The organism is Aeromonas sp. 95A, from assembly GCF_051919235.1.
GTDB lineage: Bacteria > Pseudomonadota > Gammaproteobacteria > Enterobacterales > Aeromonadaceae > Aeromonas > Aeromonas veronii.
Window position 1 is genome coordinate 4,610,170 of the sequence record NZ_JBQBFC010000001.1, and the last position, 20,953, is coordinate 4,631,122.

The window sequence follows — 20,953 nt, forward strand, 5'->3', positions numbered from 1 at the left end:
GGACTCACATGATTCGTCGGAATGGTCAGGGCATCCTCAACCGCCCATAACAACAATAAGGAAGCAGAACATGCTTAGTCTCTTCAGGCCTGCGGCACACATCGACAGGCTCCCGGCTGACAAGGTCGACCCCTTCTACAAACGCATGCGTTGGCAGGTGTTTTTCGGGATCTTCTTCGGTTACGCCGGCTACTATCTGGTACGGAAAAACTTCAGTCTGGCGATGCCCTATCTGATCGAGCAGGGCTTCTCCCGTGGTGATCTCGGTTTCGCGCTCTCCGGGGTCTCCATCGCTTACGGTTTGTCCAAGTTCCTGATGGGGAACGTCTCTGACCGTTCCAACGCCCGTTACTTCCTCTCCGCCGGTCTGCTGCTCTCGGCTGCCATCATGTTCATGATGGGTACCATGCACTGGGCCACCTCCAGCATTGCCATCATGTTTGTGCTGTTGTTCCTGAACGGTTGGGCACAGGGCATGGGCTGGCCGCCCTGCGGTCGCACCATGGTGCACTGGTGGTCACAGAAAGAGCGCGGCGAAGTGGTTGCGGTCTGGAACGTGGCACACAACGTGGGTGGCGGCATGATTGGCCCGCTGTTTATCCTCGGGATGGGCTGGTTCAACGACTGGCGCAGCGCCTTCTATGTGCCTGCGGCAGCGGCGGCCGCCATCGCGGTGATCGCCTTCTTCGTGATGCGTGATACCCCGCAATCGGTCGGTCTGCCTCCCATCGAGGAGTACAAGAACGACTATCCGAAGGATTACAACGAGAGCCACGAGCAGGAGTTCTCCGCCAAGGAGATCTTCGTCAAGTACGTGTTGCACAACAAACTGCTGTGGTACATCGCGATCGCCAACGCTTTCGTTTACCTCATTCGTTACGGTGTGCTGGACTGGGCGCCAACCTACCTGAAAGAGGCCAAGCACTTCACCGTCGACAACTCCTCCTGGGCTTACTTCCTCTACGAGTGGGCCGGTATTCCGGGCACCCTGCTGTGTGGCTGGATCTCTGACAAGATGTTCCAGGGCCGCCGTGCACCGGCCGGTATCCTGTTCATGGTGCTGGTGACCCTGGCTGTACTGGTTTACTGGTTCAACCCGGCCGGCAACCCGACCATCGACATGATGGCGCTGGTGGCGATCGGCTTCCTGATCTACGGCCCTGTCATGCTGATCGGCCTCTATGCTCTTGAGCTGGCACCGAAGAAAGCAGCCGGTACTGCGGCAGGTTTCACCGGTCTGTTCGGTTATCTGGGCGGCGCCGTGGCAGCCAACGCCATGCTGGGTTATACCGTTGACCACTTCGGTTGGGATGGCGGCTTCATGGTGCTGACCGTCTCCTGTGTGCTCTCCATCATCCTGCTGGCGATGACCCTCAAGCATGAGAACATTGCCGTTGCGGCCAAGAAAGCGGCTGCCCATAAGGCATAAAACGTGATCCTCAGCTTATTGATCCCAAAGGGGATCAGGTAAACTGCCAAAAGGCCCCGCATCTGCCGGGGCCTTTTTTTGTCTCATCATCGGAGTGCAAGCGTGAAGCAAACCCAACGACATCTGGAGATCCTGGACGTCCTGACGCGGCAGGGATTTGTCTCGACCGACGATCTGGTGACCCACTTTGACGTCAGCCCCCAGACCATTCGCCGGGATCTGAACGATCTCGCCGAACAGAACAAGATCCGGCGCCATCATGGCGGTGCCTCCCTGCATTCGAGTACCGTCAATACCGCCTACAGCGCCCGTAAAGTGATGCAACTCAAGGAGAAAGAGCGCATCGCCCGCGAGGTAGCGGCCAATATTCCCGACGGCTCATCGCTCTTTATCGACATAGGTACCACCACCGAAGCCATTGCCCGTGCCCTGCTCGATCACCGCGAGCTGCGCATCGTCACCAACAACCTCAACGTAGCCAGCATTTTGACGGCCAAGGATGACTTCACCGTCATCATTGCCGGCGGCGAGATCCGCAACCGCGATGGCGGCATCGTGGGGGAGGCGACCCGCGACTTTATTGGTCAGTTTCGCATGGACTATGGTGTCATCGGGATTTCGGGGATCGACAACGACGGCTCCCTGCTCGATTTCGACTATCACGAGGTGAAGATTGCCCAGGCCATCATCGCTCACTCCCGTCAGGTGTTCCTGGCCGCCGACCACACTAAGTTCGGTCGCAATGCCATGGTCAATCTGGGCAATCTCAGCCAGATCCACGCCCTCTTTACCGATCAGGAGCCACCGGAAAAGCTGACGCGATTGATGGCGCAACACCAGATAGCCTGCCACATCTGCTGACGGCGAAACACGCCAAGGCTGTGCCGGTCGCCCGTCAGGGCGGCCTCCTTTCTCTTTCTCTCCCCCATCCCTGCAACCATCTCACCCCTTTATAGGTATTGCCAAAACCACTATTCAATCTGGCTTTTTTGGCTATTAACTCGCCGATGTTGGCCCGACGCCATTTGCTCCGCTGACCTGTCCCCTTTGCCACCTCTGGCGGGCTGTGGCGATCACACTTTCATCATAAAATGTTCGTTTGTTGTATTTTCATGTTCTAAAATGAGCGAAATCAAACATTGCTGTTATAGCAATCATAAAAATGAAAGTAGGTGAACATGAGCGAACATTATGATCTGGTCGTCGTCGGTGGCGGCATCAACGGGGTCGGCATCGCAGCCGATGCGGCAGGACGGGGTCTGAAGGTTGCCCTGTTTGAGGCGCAAGATCTCGCCTCTGCCACCTCGTCCAACTCCAGCAAGCTGATCCACGGCGGTTTGCGCTATCTCGAGCATTACGAATTCCGGCTGGTGAAAGAGGCGTTGGCGGAGCGTGAGGTGCTGCTCGGTATGGCGCCCCACATCGCCCGTCCCATGCGTTTTCGCCTGCCGCACCGCCCGCACCTGCGTCCGGCCTGGATGATCCGTGCCGGTCTGTTCCTCTATGACAATCTGGCCAAGCGCGACAAGCTCAAGGGGAGCTGTGGCGTGCGCTTCCTGCCGCAAGATGGGTTGAGCTCGGGGATCAATAAGGGGTTTGAATACTCGGACGCCTGGGTCGACGACGCCCGGCTGGTGGTGCTCAATGCCATGATGGCTCGTGACAAGGGGGCCGATGTGCAGACCCGCACCCGCTGCATCAAGGCGGTGCGCGGTTCCAAACACTGGACGCTCACTTTGGAGCGTGAAGGGGGCGAGCAGTTCACCATCACCTGCCGTGGTCTGGTCAATGCGGCGGGCCCCTGGGTCAAGACCTTCTACGACGAGAGCCTGCACGAGAAATCACCCCGTGGTATTCGCCTTATTAAAGGCAGCCACATGATAGTGCCGCGCATCCATGAGCGCGAAGAGGCCTATATCCTGCAAAACGAAGATAACCGTATCGTCTTCGTCATCCCTTATCAGCAGGACTACTCCCTTATCGGCACCACCGATGTGGAGCACCACGGCAGCCCGCGGGAAGCGAAGATCAGCGAGGCCGAAATTACCTACCTGTGCAAGGTGGTCAACGCCCACTTCATTCGCCAAATTGCGCCGCAAGATGTGATCTGGACCTATGCCGGGGTGCGTCCGCTCTGTGATGACGAGTCAGACTCGCCGCAGGCGGTGACCCGCGACTACACCCTCGAACTTTCTGGCGAGTCTGACGGTGCGCCGCTCTTGTCGGTGTTTGGCGGCAAGCTCACCACCTATCGCAAGCTGGCGCAGGCCGCCTGCAACAAGCTCAAGCCTTGGTTCAGCCAGATGGGGGATGACTGGACGGCGACCAGCCGGCTGCCAGGTGGCGAGTTTGACTGCTCGGTACGCGAGCTGGCCCGCGCCTTTGCGCTGGAGTTTGACTGGCTCGATGATCGCAGCGCCCTGCGCATTGCCGAAGCTTATGGCGCCCATGCCCGTCTTTGGCTGAAAGAGGATCGCGGCATTCACTTCGGTGGCGGTCTCTACGAGTCGGAAGTGCGCTATCTCATCGAGCGGGAGTGGGCCTGTTCACTGGACGATATCCTCTGGCGCCGCAGCAAGCTGGGGCTGCGCCTGAACGACTCAGAGCAGCAGATGCTGCAGGTCTGGCTCGACCAATACCATCTGGCTCTGCGCAAGGCGAGCTGATGAGTGACGGTGGGCAGTGCGTTGCTGCCCACCGCTTTCCACCGTAAATATGCAACAAACCTCTGATAGAACAATTACCTACACACAATAATAAAGAGCATCACATATGAAAAAACTCGCCGTTTCCCTCATCGCCTTGAGCCTTGGGGCATCCCTCTCATTACCCGTGTTGGCTGCCGATGAAGGCAAGGTGGTTATCGCCCACCGTGGCGCTTCCGGCTACCTGGCCGAGCATACTCTGGAGTCCAAGGCGCTGGCCTATGGCATGGGGGCTGACTATCTGGAGCAGGATCTGGTGATGACCAAGGATGACCAGCTGGTGGTGATGCACGATCACTTCCTCGACGGTATCACCGATGTGGCGGCGCGCTTCCCCGGCCGTGCCCGTCCGGACGGCCGTTATTATGTGGTGGATTTCACCCTGGACGAGGTGCGCTCCCTGCGTATGACCGAGCCGTTCCAGCTGGTGGATGGCAAGCAGGTGCCGGTCTATCCGGCCCGTTTCCCGCTCTGGAAGTCAGACTTCAAGATCCATACCTTCCAGGAGGAGATCGAGATGATCCAGGGGCTCAACAAGAGCACCGGCAAGAACATCGGCATCTACCCGGAGATCAAGGCGCCCTGGTTGTTCCGTCACGAAGGCAAGGATATCTCCAAGGCGGTGCTGAAGGTGCTCAAGGAGTACGGCTACACCGGGAAGGATGACAAGGTCTATCTGCAGTGCTTCGATGCCGATGAACTCAAGCGCATCAACAACGAACTGATGCCCGCCATGGGTATGGATCTGAAACTGGTGCAGCTGATGGCCGAGACCGACTGGAACGAGACCATGGTCTACGACGCCAAGGGCAAGGCGACCCCCTACAACTATGACTGGATGTTCAAGCCGGGGGCGATGAAAACCATCGCCAGCTATGCCGAAGGGATTGGCCCGTGGAAGCCGATGATCGTCACCGAGCCTGGCACTTTGGGCAAGCCGGTCTTCACCGGCATGGTAAAAGAAGCCCATGCGGCGGGCCTGAAAGTTCACCCCTATACCTTCCGTCAGGATGAGGGGCAGATCCCGGCCTATGCCAAGGACTTCACCGACCTCCTTAACATCTTCCTCTATCAGGCCGATGTGGACGGGGTGTTCAGCGACTTCCCCGACAAGGCGGTTGCCGTCATCAAGGCCCATCAAGAGGCGGCTAAATAGCACTCTGGCGCCATTTGAATGCAAAGCGAGGCCAATTGGCCTCGCTTTTTGTTTCAGGTTCCCGTAATGGGAGTGTGCGCCCTGTCAGAAAATAGCCAGTTCACGTCATGGTGTGCCGGATCTGCATCATTTTACGCAGTTTTTACGTAGCAGATCGCTGGCATGAAATCGGCAGAGCGGTTAGTCTAGCGGCGTTGAACCAACCCCATGAGGTACAGATGAAAACCGTATTGCGTTTTAGCCTGCTGGGCGCCTTGTTGCTGGGTGGCCATGCCTTCGCCGCCGAGCCGAAAAAATTTGATATCAGCATGTTCCCAGCCGCTGACGTGAATCAGGAACGTGTGGTGATCCGCCTGCCTGAAGTCGAGAAAGAAGCCGACATGATGGTCGAGCTGCAGGTCGGCAAAAAGATGATGGTTGATTGCAACGTACCGCGTTTTGCAGGCAACCTGGAACAGCACAGCGTCAAAGGCTGGGGCTACAACTACCTGAAACTGGGCAAAGTCTCCGACCCCATCAGCACCCTGATGATGTGCCCGGATAACCAGCAGAAAGAAACCTTCGTCCAGATCTACGGTCAGGGCTTCTTCGTGAACTACAACTCAAAACTGCCGTTCGTGATTTACGTGCCGCAGGAGTATGAAGTGCGCTACCGTCTGTGGCGTGCCGACAACCTGGCCCAACCGGCCATGATTGAGTAAGCATGTTTGAACCAAAGGTTCAGCTGGTTCACCTGATGTGATAAATAAAGCGCCGTATGGCGCTTTATTTTTGCCTGCACAGTCCAAAAAGTGACGTGCAAATTGGCTGCACGTTTACATAAGTTTATTATTTGTCAACGTTTTTTGTGTGTTATGCCACAAAATCGGCGTCAGCTATGGGGCAAAGTGACTTCGATAAAAGATATTTATTAACATAGTGAGAAAATTGATTTTGCACTCGGCGATGGCCTGATGATACTTGCCCGCAAAGGTCAAACTAACCAGAAAAAAGAGCACTATGAGCTTCGAATCAGACAAGCGTTTCAACGACTTCAAACATTTTCCCCGTGGCCTGCGTCGCAGTGGCGAATTCACTGTGGCCGAAGCGGACAGTCTGGAAAAGTATGGTACCGCCATGCTGGCACTCTACCAGGGCAACCTTGCACCCCGTGACGATGTCGAGTCCGCCTTCGTCGAGCAGGTCAAATCCGGCGAAGCCGGTGCCAACCCCCATGCCAAGGTGTGGTTCAAATACCTCAAGGTGATCGGTCCCAAGCGCGTTCATCGCCTCTGCACCGTCGTTGGCGGCGCCAGCGAAGAGAGCAGCGGTGGCGGCAGCTTTGATGTCGGTGGTGGCAGCGGCGGTGGCAGTGACGAGTCCATCGATTAATGGATACCGAGCTGCTTCGGACCTTTATCGAGGTGAGCAAGACCCGGCACTTTGGCCGGGCTGCTGAAAATCTCTACCTGACCCAGTCGGCGGTGAGTTTCCGGATCCGCCAGCTAGAGCAGCAACTGGGTGTCAGTCTGTTTGCCCGTCATCGCAACAACATCCGCCTGACCGCCTCCGGTGAGCGTCTGCTGCCCTACGCAGACGCCATCTTGCACACCCTTGGTCGTGCCAAGCAGGATGTGGCGCTCTCGCCAGGATTCAGCCAGCAGTTGGCCATCGGCGCGCCCGCGGTGTTCTGGGAGCTCGATTTCAACGACTGGCTCAATCACATCTATGCGCTGGCGCCCGGTTTGGCGGTGCGGCTGGAAACAGCCTCCCGCGAGCATCTCTGCCGCCAGTTGCTGGAGCGCTCCCTCGATCTGGCCCTGCTCTCCGAGCCCACCAAGATCGACGAGATTGCCCTGCATCCCATCGGTGAGCTGGTGTTCGAGCTGGTGAGCCGGGATCCGGCCGCCAATGCCGACAACCTGATGCAGATGCCGCACATCCACCTCGACTGGGGCACCAGCTTCGAGCCGCAACCCAGCCGCTTGCAGAGCCTGCAAAAGACCCCGGTGCTGCACTCCAGCTCCGCCAGCATGGCGTTGCAGTTCGTGCTGGCCAACGGTGGCGCTGCCTACCTGCCACGGCGGATGGTCAGCCCCTTCCTCGAGAAGGGGGCGCTCCATCTGGTGGAGGGGGGCCAGCCGCTGAGCCGTCCGCTCTATCTTGCCTATCTGGAGAAATCCGATCGCCGGGAGCTAATCGATCAGCTGCTGACCCTGCCACTGGGTTGGCACGATGCCGAGCTGCGCCTCAACATCGAATAAGCATCGAGTGTGATCCAAGGAAGAGCCCACCCCACGGTGGGCTCTTCTGTTTGGGGAATATTGCAGGGAGCGAGGTCACGTAATTGGCGCGGGAGGCTTGGCGTCATCGGTCTGTAACGGTACCTTTTCAGGCTGTTTGTTTATCCGATTGAGCACTGACAGGGATGGATTGTAATTGATCGACTTTAGTCACCCCGAATGGCGGGCGCTGGCGCAGCAGTTGCTGAGCCACTCACCTGTGGTGATCCGTGGCCGCCAGTGGCAACCGCTGGTGGGCCTGCTCAAGGATAACCAGCTGCTGCTCGCCCATGGCAGCCACAGCTATGAGCTCACCCCGGCCGGGCGGCGCTATCTCACCCGCGAACTGATGCTGGCCGAGATCGCAACTGCCCCCCCCGAGCCTGAGGAGTGGTTGCATGCTCAGGGCTGGCAATTGGGGGAGCAGGTCAACGAGCGAGTGTTGGCGGCGCTCTATCGCAAGAGCGAGGTGAACTTCACCCCCAACGAGCAGATCGATTTCGAGGACAAGGGGATCCGGCTCTGCGCCGATCAGCTTTTGCGCTTGCGCGCCGCCCAGCCGTTCAGCCTCTTTTTTAGCGGCGGCACCCTGATCGACGCAGCCCCCTGGTTGCAGACGCTGGGGGAGGTGGCCCTACCCGAGCGCACTCTGGCGGGTCTTGGCAAGATCCTGTGGGGGGAGGGGAGTATCGAGCGGGTGATCACCACCGACAGCGTTGGCGCCTTTGCCGAGCTGCCTCTTGAACCCGGCACCTTGCTGGTGTGGGCCCCCCCATCGGCTCCTCTAGCCTTGCAGCAGGTGGTGGCCGCCTTGCCCCCCAATGTGCTGTGGAGTCATCTCACCGCCCTCGACCCTGCCGGGGTGGATCGGCTGCAGGCGCTGGCCCAGCGGCTGGGTCGTCCGGCCAGCTGGTGGTTGCCCCGTGATCTGGCCCCCATCCTCAGCGCGTATGCCCAGCCTTTGACTGAGGCTCGGCCCTGGGAGCCGAGCCGGATCCCCAAGCCATTGTTAGCAGTTTGTAGCGGTTTGGTTGAGTCCAATGGTGGCTTGTCGGCCGAGGTGTGTGCGCTGGCGCCAGCGTGGCATGCCGTTGGTTGAAATTGGCCTGAAAGCGAGGCAAAAAGCGGTTTTCCCCCATTGAACGCGGTGATATAAAGAGTTGACGAAGCGCTCGCCAGATGAGCGCTTTTGTTTATCAAGCCGCTTTGCCACCCAACGAACTCAACGGAATACAGGGAATACCATGTTTGAAAAGGTTGTTGCCGCCCCAGCGGATCCGATCCTGGGCCTGACCGAAGCCTTCCGCGCTGACTCTCGCAGCCACAAGATCAATCTGGGCGTAGGGATCTACAAGGACGAGTCCGGTGCCACCCCCATTCTTCACTGCGTCAAGAAAGCCGAGCAGAAGCTGCTGACCGACGAGAAGACCAAGAACTACCTCGGTATTGAAGGCAATATCGAATATGGCCGCATCGTGCAGCAACTGCTGTTCGGGCAGCACTCTGCGCTGGTTGCCAGTGGCCGCGCCAAGACCGCGCAAGCGCCGGGCGGTACCGGTGCCCTGCGTATCGCGGCCGAATTCGTGGTGCGCAACGGTCTGGCCAAGACCATCTGGATCTCCGATCCCACCTGGGCCAACCACGTAAGCGTGTTCCAGGCCGCGGGCCTGACCGTCAAGTGGTACAAGTACTACGACGCCGCCACCAAGGGACTCGACTTTGCCGCCATGCAGGCCTCGCTGGCCGAAGTGCAGCCGGGTGAGCTGGTGCTGCTGCACGGTTGCTGCCACAACCCGACCGGTATCGACCCCACTAGCGATCAGTGGCGCGCGCTGGCCAAGCAGAGTGCTGCCGCCGGCTGGCTGCCGCTGTTTGACTTCGCCTATCAGGGTTTTGCCCGTGGTATCAAAGAGGATGCCGAAGGCCTGCGCATCTTCGCCGAGTGCCATGACGAGCTGCTGGTGGCGAGCTCTTTCTCCAAGAACTTCGGCCTCTACAACGAGCGGGTCGGCGCCTTCACGCTGGTGAGCGCGACCAAGGAGATCGCCGATGTGGCCTTCACCCAGGTCAAGACCGTCATTCGTGCCAACTACTCCAACCCGCCGTCACATGGCGCCGCTGTGGTCACCGCCGTGGTGAGCGATCCGGCTCTCTATGCCGAGTGGGTCGAAGAAGTTGCCGCCATGCGGGTGCGTATTCGCGAGATGCGCGAGCTGCTGGTAGAGAAGCTGGCGGCCCTCGGCGTGAGCCAGGATTTCAGCTTTATCCGCGAGCAGAACGGCATGTTCTCCTTCTCCGGTCTCACCAAGGATCAGGTGGAGCGCCTCAAGAGCGAATTTGCCATCTACATCGTCGGCTCCGGCCGGATCAGCGTAGCCGGTATTACCCGCGCCAATATCGATCCCCTGTGCGAGGCCATTGCCAAGGTGCTGTAATCGCATCACCTTGCGCTCTGGTTCTATGCCATGGAAAAGCCCGTCACCTTGGTGACGGGCTTTTTTGATCGCCAACGGCTGATCGCCAAACAAGGGTAAGGGCGACTCAGTGGTGGCGGGCACCTTGCCACAGCTTGCGCAGTTGCAACAGCAGCGCGGTCAGGGCGCCGCCGCTCAGGGCGGTGAGTACCGCCAGCAGCAGGCTGCCGAGCAGGAAGGGAGGCACCAGGGTGGCAGCCTCCTGCTCCAGCCAGTGCAGGGTCCAGCTGAGGTGGAAAGGCTCCGGCGTCTGGTGCAGTACCAGACAACCGGTGCGATAGGCGTAGAGATACATGAACGGCAGGGTCAGCGGATTGTTGAACCAGACCGCCAGCAGCGCCAGTGGCAGGTTGAGGCTGAATGCCAGCGCCAGACCGACTGCGATGAGCGAGTGCATCGGGATGGGGAACCAGCAGGCGAAGATCCCGGCCGCTACGGCGCCGCTCAGGGCGCGGGTGCCCCCTTGCCAGAGGGCGGGGGCAAGCAGCCGTTCACCAAACAGGGCAAACCACTTCTGCTGGCGCAGGGTGTCGGGATCTAGCTTGAAGCGGGCAAACCAGCGACTCAGCATGGGCGGGCCATCTTGCGTTTTTGCCACTGGCGCACCGTGCTGATCCGCCAGAAGGTGCGGATCAGGGTGTAGCCGATAAGGGAACTGAGCAGTGCCAGGATCAGCGAGCCCAGCAACAGCGGCGGTGCCACTGTGCCCAGTACCGAGACCAGCCACTCCCAGGTGAACTCAATCTCTATCTGCTGCGCCGAATGTCCCAGCAACTGGCAACCTACCAGATAGGCGCCATAGAGCAGGGGCGGCATGGTAAAGGGGTTGGAGAGCCAGACCAGCGCCACCGAGAGCGGCAGATTGACCCGGCACAGGATGGCGCCACCGGCGGCCAGCAGCATCTGGCAGGGGAGCGGCACCCAGGCCATGAAGAGGCCCACCGCAAATGCCCCGGCTGCCGAGCGGCGGTTGAGGTGCCAGAGGTTGGCATCGAGCAGCAGTTTGCCGAACAGCCGCAGGTGCTTGTGTTCTTTCAGGGTTTGCTGATCGGGCATCCAGCGTTTAATGAGTCGTTTGGGCATATTGAAACCTTGCTAAATACTTGCTCCATGGATCTGCGTCTGTTGTCGTTTGCCCTAGGGGCAAGCTCCTCACTGCTCTGGCCATGGTTACCTTCACTCGCATGGGGGGGCCTGTTGCTGTCCCTGCTGATCCCCCTTGCATATTGCCGTGCCTGGCGGTGGCTGTTTCTCCTGCTCGGCATCCTCTGGATGCAGGCCAATCTTGCCTATCGGCTGGCCTGGCTGGAGCGGTTGGGCGATCAGACGAGCCACATGATAACCGCACAGCTGCAAAGTGCAGAGCCCGAGGGGGATAAATTTGTCCGGCTGCTGCTACGGGTGAGCACCCTCGACGAGCAACCGGTGACACCTGAGCCCCTGATCCGGGTCAATGCCTATCAGGCATTGCCCGCCATGACAGTAGGCAGCCGGATCACCCTGGTGACCTCATTGAAACCGGCTCACGGTCTGGCCAACGAGGCGGGGCTGGATGGGCGGCGTCTGCTGCTGGGCAAGGGGATCACCGCCACCGGCAATCTGCGGCGGGTGATCGACATTCAACAGGTACCTGCGGGTTGGCGCGAACGCTGGTTGGGGGCCGCGACCGAGAGTTGGCGTCCGGTTGATCATGCTCCCTTGCTGGCGGCGCTCACTTTTGGCGAGCAGAGCGGCATCACGGATGCCCAGTGGGAGCTGTTTCGCGGCAGCGGCCTGACCCATATCATCGCCATCTCAGGGCAACACATCGCGCTGGTGGCGGTGCTCGGATGGTGGCTGGGCAGGTTGTTTGGTCTGCGCGGCGCCATCATCACCTCCCTGCTGTTTGCCGCCGTCTACAGCGCGTTGGCCGGATTTGCGGTGGCCACCGAGCGGGCCCTGATCATGGTGCTGGTGTGGAGTGTATTGCGCTGGAGCCGGCGAGAGTGGCCGGCCTGGCGCATCTGGCTGTGGGCCTTTGTGGTATTGACCCTCTGGGATCCATTCGCCCTCTATTCGGCCGGCTTCTGGCTCTCGTTTCTGGCGGTGGCCATCTTGCTGCTAGTGGGATATGTCCACGACAAGCCGGGGCTCTGGCAGATCCAGCTCTGGTTGCTGCTCGGTCTGCTGCCGCTGCAACTGGCGTTGTTCGAGGGGATAGCGCCCCTTGCCATGGTGATCAACCTGTTGGCGGTGCCGCTCTTTTGTATCGCCATCATACCGCTGGCGTTGATTGGGGTGCTGCTGGCGCCGATCTCCACTTTGCTCGCCTACGGCCTGTTCTGGCTGGCGGATCTGGGGCTCGGGTGGGTGCTGACGATCCTGAGCTGGCTTTCCGATCAACTGCAACTGTGGTGGCCACTACCCGCCTGGTGGCTGCCACTCTGCACCTTGCTGTTGCTGCTCTGGTTCGCCGCACAGTGGCGCCCGGCACGCTGGCTCTGGCTACCGGGTCTGTGTGCGCTGTTGTTGGCGCTCTGGCCAACGCCAGTCCGCTGGCAACTGCGGGTGCTGGATGTGGGGCAAGGGTTAGCGGTGCTGATCAGCAAGGGGGAGCGAGCCATCCTCTATGACACCGGCGATCGTTATCCCGGAGGCTACAACATGGCGGATGCGGTGATCCTGCCCCAGCTGAGCCATCTGGGGATCCGGGTCATCGATCGCCTCATCATCAGCCACAAGGATCGGGATCATGCAGGCAATCGCAAGCGACTGCTCAGCGCCATGCCGGTGCGTCACGAGCTATCCTCTTACCCCTTCAGTGAGAGAACGACGCTCTGCCAGCGTGGGCAACAGTGGCGCTGGCAGGGGCTCTCGTTTGCAGTGCTCTGGCCCGAGCGCCCCGGTGGCGGGCGTAATAACGATGGCTGCGTGGTGCGCATCAGCGATGGGCAGCGCAGCGTGCTGCTCAGTGCAGATATCGAGCGGCAGGCCGAGCAGCGGCTAGTGGCGCTGGAGGGGGAGGGGTTGGCCAGTACCTTGTTGGTGAGCCCCCATCATGGCAGTCGCACCTCCTCCACGCCCCCTTTTGTTGCGGCGGTAGCGGCAAAGGAGGTGATCCACAGCGCCGGTTTTATGAATCAGTGGGGCTTTCCCCGTCCCGATGTGGTGGCCCGCTATCGGGATGCCCGCCAGTGGATCACCGGTCAGCAAGGGGCGATGCTGGTCGAACCCACCGCCGCGGGCTTGAGCGTCACCGCCGAGCGAGATCTGGGGCCCTGGTATCGACGAAGTGGTGAGTGGTGGCGACCGCGAGTGTGGTTTGAGCAATAATCGGCCATTTCTGCCGTGTAGGAATGCGATATAGGTGGCGGCGCTTGGTGTAAGCCTGCGCTTTGGCTAGAATAGCCCGTCATTTCCATTACTAACGGCTATTCATGCAACAAGAAACCTCACAAGAGAGCTGGCCAGTATTCAAACGCCTGCTCGGTTATGTCCGTGATCGCAAGCTGGGCCTGGTCGGTGGCATCATCGGGATGCTGGGCTACGCCGCCGTGGATACCACCTTTGTCTACTCCATCAAGCCGCTGATCGATCAGGGCATCAATGGCAACGACAGCACCGTTTTGAAATGGATGCCTTTCTTCGTCCTCGGCATCGTGGCCCTGCGCGGTGTCGCCAACTTTCTCTCCAACTACTGCATGGCCTGGGTCGGCAACCATGTCGTGATGCGTCTGCAACAGCAGGTGTTCAATCACATGGTGGCGATGCCGATGAGCTTCTTCGATCGCCAGAACACCGGTCATCTGCTCTCCAAGGTGACCTATGACGCCAGTCAGGTCTCCTCGGCGGCGAGCACCACGCTAGTGACCCTGGTGCGGGAAGGGGCGACCGTGGTCGGTCTGCTCGGCCTGATGTTCTGGCACTCCTGGCAGCTGTCAGTGATCTTTTTGGTGGTTGGCCCGCTGGTGGGCATCATCATCGGCCTTATCAGCCGCCGTTTCCGCCAGATCAGCCGTCACATCCAGCAGGCGGTAGGGGATATCACCACCTCCACCGAGCAGATGCTCAAAGGGCACAAAGAGGTGCTGATGTTTGGGGGCCAGAAGGTGGAAGAGAAACGCTTCTTCCAGGTCAGCAACAACATGCGCCAGCAGACCATGAAGATGGTCGCCGCCGATGCCATCGGCAGCCCTGTGGTGCAGATGGTGGCCTCCATCGCGCTGGCGGCCTTCCTCTACGTCGCGACCATTGACAGCGTCAAGTCAACTCTGACGGCCGGTACGTTTACCGTCATGATCACCTCCATGATGATGCTGCTCAAGCCGCTGAAAAGCCTGACCGACGTCAACAACCAGTTCCAGCGTGCCATCACCGCCTGCCACAGCCTGTTTGGCCTGCTCGACACCGAGCCGGAGCAGGATACCGGCACCCGTACTCTGGAGCGTGCTCGCGGCGAGATCGAGTTTCGCAACGTCACCTTCACCTACCCGACCAAGGATACCCCGGCGCTGCACAACGTCAGCTTCAAGGTGGAGGCGGGTAAATCGGTGGCGCTGGTGGGCCGTTCCGGCTCTGGCAAGAGTACCATTGCCAGCCTGTTGACCCGCTTCTACGACATCGATCAGGGCGAGATCCTGCTGGACGGCATCAACATCCGCGAATACAAGTTGAGCGAGCTGCGCAAGCAGTACGCGCTGGTCTCCCAGCATGTCCACCTGTTCAATGACTCGGTGGCCAACAACATCGCCTACGCGGCAGAAGACAAATACAGCCGCGACCAGATCGTGCAGGCCGCCCGTATCGCTCACGCCGACGAGTTCGTCAGCAAGATGAGCAACGGGTATGACACTGTGGTTGGCGAAAACGGTGCATCCCTTTCCGGCGGTCAGCGCCAGCGTGTTGCCATTGCGCGCGCCCTGCTGCGCGATGCACCGGTTCTGCTGCTGGATGAGGCCACCTCGGCCCTCGATACCGAATCCGAGCGCCACATTCAGGCGGCTATCGACGAGCTTTGCAAGGCGCGTACCTCGCTGGTGATCGCCCACCGTCTCTCTACCATCGAGAAGGCGGACGAGATCCTGGTGATCGACGAAGGTCATATCGTCGAGCGCGGTAACCACGAAGCATTGATGGAGCAGCGTGGCACCTATGCCCAGCTGCGCGCCATTCAGTTTGGCAACGCGGGAAGCAAGGCCTGATGCTGGAACGGCTCTGGTATCGCAAAAGTGGCTGGCGCTGGTTGCTGGCCCCCTTTGCCCTGCTGTTCGCCGTTATCAGCGGCAGCCGCCGCTACGCCTATCGTCATGGCTGGCGCAGGGGGTATCGCGCCTCCTTGCCGGTGATCGTGGTGGGCAATATTTCGGTGGGGGGCAACGGCAAGACGCCGGTGGTGGTCTGGCTGGTGGAGCAGTTGCAAGCCCGCGGCTATCGCCCCGGGGTGGTGAGCCGTGGTTATGGTGGCAAGGCGCCCCATTACCCCTATCGGCTGGATGAAACCAGCACCACGGCGCAGGCGGGGGATGAGCCGGTGCTGATTGCCCGGCGCTGCGGCTGCCCCGTGGTGGTTGCCCCAAAACGGGCCGACGCGGTACGACTGCTGGAGCAGAGCGGTGAGGTGGATATCATCATCACCGATGACGGTCTGCAGCACTATGCGCTGGCCCGCGACATCGAGCTGGTGGTGGTGGACGGAGCGCGCCGTTTCGGCAACGCCTGCTTGCTGCCGATGGGGCCGCTGCGCGAGCCGATCACTCGTCTCAAACGGGTGGACGCCATCATCTGCAACGGCGGCGAGCCGGGCAAGGGGGAGTACCCCATGCAACTGGTCGCCGACACCCCGCGCCGGGTGCGCGACGATGCCCCGCTGGCTGCCCCCTTGTCGGGGCCGGTCGATGCGCTGGCGGGGATCGGTCATCCACCCCGCTTCTTTGCCACCCTGGAAGGGCTCGGCTATCAGCTGGATCAGCAGGCCGCCTACGGCGATCATCACCCCTTCGATCGGGATGAGCTGGTGGGGCGCTTTGCCAGCAAGCCGCTGCTGATGACCGAGAAGGATGCGGTCAAGTGCCGCGCGTTTGCCCTCGATAACTGGTGGTATCTGCCGGTCAGCGCCGAGTTGCCCGCCTCCCTGCTCGATGCCCTGCTGCACAAGCTGGGGGCGAAGGCAAAGGGCGCGGCCAGGGCGCAAGATTAAGCTCTCTCGCCTCGGCGGGGGAGCAGGGGCTTGATATGCCCCGCATGGAATATCTGGTTGCTCGACATCCATCGCTGGCGTGATGAAGCCGCCAGCGCGACATCGTTGAAGGAGTATCGTTTTGGCTTTGGACATCAAGTTGCTCGACATCATCGCCTGCCCGGTCTGCAAGGGTAAGCTGCACTACAACAAGGCCGTGCATGAGCTGGTCTGCCGCTTTGACAAGCTGGCCTATCCGCTGGAGGAGGGGATCCCGGTGCTGCTGGAGAACCGTGCCCGTCCGCTCAACAGCGATGAGCTGCCGTCATGAGTTTCGTCGTCGTCATTCCTGCCCGCTATGCGTCAACTCGTCTGCCGGGCAAGCCGCTGGCGGATATCCATGGCAAGCCCATGGTGCAGCACGTGGTGGAGAAAGCCCTGCAATCGGGGGCCGATCGGGTGATCGTCGCCACTGACGATGCCCGGGTACAGCAGGCACTGCTGAGCACCGGCGTCGAGGTGTGCATGACCTCACCGGATCACCAGTCCGGCACCGAGCGTCTGGCCGAGGTGTGCCGTCACTACGGCTTTGCCGCCGATACCATCATCGTCAATGTGCAGGGGGATGAGCCGCTCATTCCGCCCGCCATCATTCGTCAGGTGGCGGATAATCTGGCCGCCGCCACGGCGCCGATGGCGACCTTGTCGGTGCCGATCAAGGATGCCGAAGAGGCGTTCAATCCGAACGCAGTGAAAGTGGTGACTGACAAGGATGGCTACGCCCTCTACTTCAGTCGCGCCACCATCCCCTGGGATCGGGATCGCTTTGCCAACAGCCACGAGCAGATTGGTGACCACTACCAGCGTCATATCGGTATCTATGCCTATCGTGCCGGCTTTATCCAGCGTTACGTAGACTGGGCACCGAGCGTGCTGGAGCAGGTCGAGGCGCTGGAGCAGCTGCGGGTGCTCTGGTACGGGGAGAAGATCCACGTCGCCCAGGCCCTTGAAGCGCCGCCGGTCGGGGTGGATACCCAGGCCGATCTGGAGAAGGTGCGGGCCTTTTTGGCCAAGTGATGGCCACAGCACTAACGTCATGAAAAACGGTGTCGCAAGGCACCGTTTTTTGTTTTGAAAATTTATATAATTATTTGATTTTAAACGCTAAACATGGGTTTTCTCAAACTTTTGGCGTGCATGGTTTGCCAAAGCGACGAGTTTGGTTATGATGCAAGACGCCCTGTTAACCCTAACCGGGCGGCTAAAACGAGATAAAACGGGGTGTTTGGGTGATAAATGTATTCCTGGTCGATGATCATGAGCTGGTGCGTACAGGGATAAGACGCATTCTTGAAGATGTGCGCGGGATCAAGGTGGTGGGCGAAGCACAGAGCGGCGAGACCGCAGTCACTTTCTGTCGCCAACACCATCCGGACGTGATCCTGATGGACATGAACATGCCGGGTATTGGTGGTCTGGAAGCGACCCGCAAAATTCTGCGGATCCGCCCCGATGTGCGCATCATAGTGCTGACCATTCATTCAGAAAATCCGTTCCCCACCAAGGTGATGCAGGCGGGCGCCGCCGGTTACCTGACCAAGGGGGCAGCCCCCGACGAGATGATCCAAGCGATCCGGCTGGTGCACTCCGGTCAGCGCTACATCTCCCCGGAGATTGCCCAGCAGATGGCCCTCAGCCAGTTTGCCTCCGCTGACGAGAATCCCTTCAAGTCCCTCTCCGAGCGCGAGCTGCAGATCATGATGATGATCACCAAGGGGCAGAAGGTGACCGATATCTCCGAGCAGCTCAACCTGAGCCCGAAGACGGTCAACAGCTACCGCTATCGTCTGTTCAGCAAGCTGGGGATCAACGGTGACGTGGAACTGACCCATCTGGCCATTCGCTATGGCATGCTGGATGCCGATACCCTCTAATCGGGTGGCGTGTGGTCACAAAGGCGGCGAGTGCCGCCTTTTTGCTTTTCTGCCCCTTTGCTTTTCGGGCTGCGAGGGCAGTATGCTCTGCCCGTTAATTTTTGCCTTTGTGTGAGCCGAGTAGCTGATGACCCTCTCTCCCGAACCTCTCTTCGACAGCAAGGCGTTTCTGAGCGCCGTCACCCATCAGAGCGGCGTTTACCGCATGTATGACAGCGGTGGCACCGTGATCTATGTGGGCAAGGCCAAGGATCTGAAAAAGCGGCTCGCTTCCTACTTTCGCACCAACGTCGACAGCATCAAGACCCGCACTCTGGTGCGCCAGATCGCCGATATTCAGGTCACCGTCACCCACACCGAGACTGAGGCGCTGATCCTCGAGCACAACCTGATCAAGCAGTACCAACCCCGTTACAATGTGCTGCTGCGGGACGACAAATCCTACCCCTGGATCATCATCACAGCGCACCAGCATCCACGCATCGGCGTGCATCGCGGTGCCCGCAAGATAAAAGGAGAGTACTTCGGCCCATACCCCTCTGGCGGTGCGGTGCGCGAGAGTTTGCATCTGATGCAGAAGATTTTTCCGGTGCGCCAGTGCGAGGATGCGGTCTATGCCAACCGCACCCGTCCCTGCCTGCTTTATCAGCTCAAGCGCTGCGCCGGTCCTTGCGTGCCCGGGTTGGTGAGCGAAGCCGAATATGCCCAGCAGGTGGAGCTGGCCAAGCTGTTTTTGGCGGGCAAGAACCAGCAGGTGATTGGCGAACTGGTGGGCAAGATGGAGTCCGCCAGCGGTGATCTGCGCTTTGAAGAGGCGGCCCGCTATCGGGATCAGATCCTGGCGCTGCGCCGGGTCACCGAGCAGCAGTCGGTGAGCGGCAACGTGCTGGATGAGCTGGATGTGGTGGGGGTCGCCTTCCAGCAAGGTGCGGCCTGCATCCACGTGCTCTTTATTCGTCAGGGCAAGGTGCTGGGTTCGCGTAGCTACTTCCCGAAAGTGCCGGCCGATACCCAGCTCGACGAGGTGGTGCAATCCTTCCTGCTGCAGTTCTATCTGTCGGGGCAGGGGGGACGGCAGATCCCGAGCGAGGTGCTGCTCGACGTGGCGTTGGAGGACGAGAGCGTCATCGCCGAGACCCTGAGCCAGACCGCCGGTTACAAGGTGCGGGTGGTGAGCCGAACTCGCGCCGAGCGGGCCCGTTTTATCAAGCTTGCCTCCATCAATGCCGAGACGGCGCTGCGCTCGCGGCTTGCTCACAAGAGCACCATCACCGCCCGCTACGACCAGCTGGAAGAGCTGCTGGAGCTGGAGCGCCCCATCGCCCGCATGGAGTGTTTCGATATCTCCCACACCATGGGGGAGCGCACTGTGGCCTCTTGCGTGGTGTTCAACCGGGAGGGGCCGCTCTCATCGGAATATCGTCGTTTCAACATCGACGGCATCACCGGCGGTGATGACTACGCGGCGATGGAGCAGGCGCTGGAGCGCCGCTTTGGCAAGCAGCAGGAGCCGGACAAGGTGCCTGATGTGCTGTTTATTGATGGTGGCCTCGGCCAGTTGCGCCGCGCCGAAGAGATCCTGGCCCGTCAGCTGGAGTTTCTCGGCGGCAAATATCCGCTGCTGGTGGGGATTGCCAAGGGGGTCACCCGCAAGGCGGGGTTGGAAACTCTCATCATGGGGGAGAGCCACGAAGAGCTGCATTTGCCGGCAGATATGCCCGCTTTGCACCTTATTCAGCATATTCGCGATGAATCCCACCGTTTTGCCATTACTGGCCACCGGGCCAGACGGGCCAAGGCCCGCACCAGTAGCAGTCTGGAGGATATTCCGGGGGTGGGGCCAAAGCGGCGGCAGGCGCTGCTCAAATATCTGGGCGGCCTGCAGGAGGTCAAAAAGGCGAGCGTGGATGAACTGGCCAAGGTACCCGGCATCAGTCAGGAGCTGGCCCAGACCATCCACGATGGCTTGCACAGCGCCTGAGCAGGGTTAGCGGCATGGCAAAATCGCTAACTCCTTGATGCACAAGAGCCGTGACGCGGGGGGGCCGTAAATGCCATAATGGCCCTCGCATTTTGAGAAGATTGATGGATTAAAAAGACCAAGACGGGCGCCAGTGCGGTTGCATCGCAAATCGGCTTTGGCGCACTATGTAGCGACGTACAAGAAGTGGCTGAAAATAATGACAAACATACCTAACCTGTTGACGTTTTTCCGGATTTTGCTCATTCCCGTCTTCGTCATCCTGTTCTATCTGCCTTATCAATGGTCCTATCTGGCTGCCGCCATCATCTTTATTCTGGCCGCTGCCACCGACTGGTTTGATGGCTATCTGGCTCGCAAGCTCAATCAGTCCACCGCCTTTGGCGCCTTCCTTGACCCCGTTGCCGACAAGATCATGGTTGCCGCCGCGCTGGTGGTCATCGTCGAACACTACAACACCATCTGGGTTACTATCCCCGCCATGACCATGATTGGCCGCGAGATCATCATCTCCGCCCTGCGTGAGTGGATGGCCGAGCTCGGTAAACGCTCCTCGGTGGCGGTCAGCTGGATTGGCAAGTGGAAGACCATGATCCAGATGGTGTCGCTCACCGGTCTTATCTGGCAATACAACGTCTGGATGGTGTGGCTCGCCTATGTGATGCTCTATGTCGCTACCGTGCTCACCTTCTGGTCGATGTTCCAGTACATGAAGGCCGCCTGGGGCGATTTGACCCACCACGCCAACCTGTGAGTCACTTGCGCCGCAAGGTGAGGTTTCCGCTGATTTGAGACAGGAAATGAGCAAAGGCGCTAAAACTGTTCAAAAAGGGCAAAAAATGCCCGAACGATCAGGTAA

General features: G+C 59.9%; 19 protein-coding genes. 17 read left to right on the top strand and 2 right to left on the bottom strand.

Features of this window, described 5'->3' with window-relative positions; translation table 11 throughout:
• Positions 1 to 70: 70 nt before the first annotated feature.
• The 9 genes from glpT (at position 71) to ACTG2U_RS21115 (ending at position 9,986) form a co-directional block, all read left to right on the top strand.
• Complete coding sequence (glpT, locus tag ACTG2U_RS21075) at positions 71 to 1,429, top strand: glycerol-3-phosphate transporter (RefSeq protein WP_005337540.1); 1,359 nt, start codon at positions 71 to 73, stop codon at positions 1,427 to 1,429.
• A 102-nt stretch (positions 1,430 to 1,531) separates the two neighbouring features.
• Entirely contained in the window at positions 1,532 to 2,290 is a 759-nt protein-coding gene (locus ACTG2U_RS21080) for a DeoR/GlpR family transcriptional regulator (protein ID WP_005347045.1), read from the top strand.
• A gap of 317 nt (positions 2,291 to 2,607) precedes the next feature.
• Entirely contained in the window at positions 2,608 to 4,095 is a 1,488-nt protein-coding gene (gene glpD / locus ACTG2U_RS21085) for a glycerol-3-phosphate dehydrogenase (RefSeq protein WP_439975090.1), read from the top strand.
• A 106-nt stretch (positions 4,096 to 4,201) separates the two neighbouring features.
• Positions 4,202 to 5,290: a glycerophosphodiester phosphodiesterase gene (gene glpQ / locus ACTG2U_RS21090; RefSeq protein WP_005350877.1), complete on the top strand. Its 1,089-nt coding sequence runs from the start codon at positions 4,202 to 4,204 to the stop codon at positions 5,288 to 5,290.
• A 218-nt stretch (positions 5,291 to 5,508) separates the two neighbouring features.
• A complete protein-coding gene (gene eco, locus ACTG2U_RS21095) occupies positions 5,509 to 5,991 on the top strand; it encodes a serine protease inhibitor ecotin (protein WP_005337529.1) in 483 nt (160 codons plus the stop codon).
• A gap of 298 nt (positions 5,992 to 6,289) precedes the next feature.
• The gene (locus ACTG2U_RS21100; protein WP_005350885.1) at positions 6,290 to 6,661 is read left to right on the top strand and encodes a DUF413 domain-containing protein; all 372 of its coding nucleotides are present in this window, start codon (positions 6,290 to 6,292) and stop codon (positions 6,659 to 6,661) included.
• Positions 6,661 to 7,533, top strand: a complete 873-nt coding sequence (gene hdfR, locus ACTG2U_RS21105; protein ID WP_042081968.1) for an HTH-type transcriptional regulator HdfR — start codon at positions 6,661 to 6,663, stop codon at positions 7,531 to 7,533. Before ACTG2U_RS21100 ends, hdfR begins: the two co-directional genes overlap by 1 nt.
• A 175-nt stretch (positions 7,534 to 7,708) precedes the next feature.
• A complete protein-coding gene (locus ACTG2U_RS21110; protein ID WP_439975091.1) occupies positions 7,709 to 8,650 on the top strand; it encodes a hypothetical protein in 942 nt (313 codons plus the stop codon).
• A gap of 145 nt (positions 8,651 to 8,795) precedes the next feature.
• Positions 8,796 to 9,986, top strand: coding sequence for an amino acid aminotransferase (locus tag ACTG2U_RS21115; protein WP_439975092.1), 1,191 nt, complete (start codon positions 8,796 to 8,798; stop codon positions 9,984 to 9,986).
• A 106-nt stretch (positions 9,987 to 10,092) separates the two neighbouring features.
• Here the strand turns inward: ACTG2U_RS21115 and ACTG2U_RS21120 are convergent, their stop codons facing one another.
• Positions 10,093 to 10,596, bottom strand: coding sequence for a DUF2062 domain-containing protein (locus ACTG2U_RS21120; protein ID WP_042081972.1), 504 nt, complete (start codon positions 10,594 to 10,596; stop codon positions 10,093 to 10,095).
• Positions 10,590 to 11,108 (bottom strand): DUF2062 domain-containing protein, encoded by a 519-nt coding sequence (locus ACTG2U_RS21125; protein WP_005350890.1) that lies wholly within the window; start codon positions 11,106 to 11,108, stop codon positions 10,590 to 10,592. Before ACTG2U_RS21125 ends, ACTG2U_RS21120 begins: the two co-directional genes overlap by 7 nt.
• 27 nt (positions 11,109 to 11,135) lie before the next feature.
• Here ACTG2U_RS21125 and ACTG2U_RS21130 point away from each other — a divergent pair, with 27 nt between their 5' ends.
• From ACTG2U_RS21130 to pgsA, 8 genes are all read left to right on the top strand, one after another.
• Entirely contained in the window at positions 11,136 to 13,337 is a 2,202-nt protein-coding gene (locus tag ACTG2U_RS21130; RefSeq protein ID WP_439975093.1) for a DNA internalization-related competence protein ComEC/Rec2, read from the top strand.
• Positions 13,338 to 13,441: 104 nt separating this feature from the next.
• Positions 13,442 to 15,205, top strand: coding sequence for a lipid A ABC transporter ATP-binding protein/permease MsbA (msbA, locus tag ACTG2U_RS21135; RefSeq protein WP_005350892.1), 1,764 nt, complete (start codon positions 13,442 to 13,444; stop codon positions 15,203 to 15,205).
• Positions 15,205 to 16,200, top strand: a complete 996-nt coding sequence (gene lpxK, locus ACTG2U_RS21140; protein ID WP_439975094.1) for a tetraacyldisaccharide 4'-kinase — start codon at positions 15,205 to 15,207, stop codon at positions 16,198 to 16,200. Before msbA ends, lpxK begins: the two co-directional genes overlap by 1 nt.
• A gap of 121 nt (positions 16,201 to 16,321) precedes the next feature.
• Positions 16,322 to 16,510, top strand: a complete 189-nt coding sequence (locus ACTG2U_RS21145) for a Trm112 family protein (RefSeq protein WP_005347033.1) — start codon at positions 16,322 to 16,324, stop codon at positions 16,508 to 16,510.
• The gene (kdsB, locus tag ACTG2U_RS21150) at positions 16,507 to 17,256 is read left to right on the top strand and encodes a 3-deoxy-manno-octulosonate cytidylyltransferase (RefSeq protein WP_042056295.1); all 750 of its coding nucleotides are present in this window, start codon (positions 16,507 to 16,509) and stop codon (positions 17,254 to 17,256) included. Before ACTG2U_RS21145 ends, kdsB begins: the two co-directional genes overlap by 4 nt.
• Positions 17,257 to 17,468: 212 nt before the next feature.
• Positions 17,469 to 18,113: a UvrY/SirA/GacA family response regulator transcription factor gene (gene uvrY, locus ACTG2U_RS21155; protein ID WP_005337448.1), complete on the top strand. Its 645-nt coding sequence runs from the start codon at positions 17,469 to 17,471 to the stop codon at positions 18,111 to 18,113.
• Between the two features lie 127 nt (positions 18,114 to 18,240).
• A complete protein-coding gene (uvrC, locus tag ACTG2U_RS21160; protein ID WP_139472809.1) occupies positions 18,241 to 20,094 on the top strand; it encodes an excinuclease ABC subunit UvrC in 1,854 nt (617 codons plus the stop codon).
• A 199-nt stretch (positions 20,095 to 20,293) separates the two neighbouring features.
• Positions 20,294 to 20,848 carry a CDP-diacylglycerol--glycerol-3-phosphate 3-phosphatidyltransferase gene (pgsA, locus tag ACTG2U_RS21165; protein WP_031227442.1) on the top strand — a complete coding sequence of 185 codons (555 nt, stop codon included), beginning with the start codon at positions 20,294 to 20,296 and terminating at the stop codon, positions 20,846 to 20,848.
• Positions 20,849 to 20,953 lie beyond the last annotated feature (105 nt).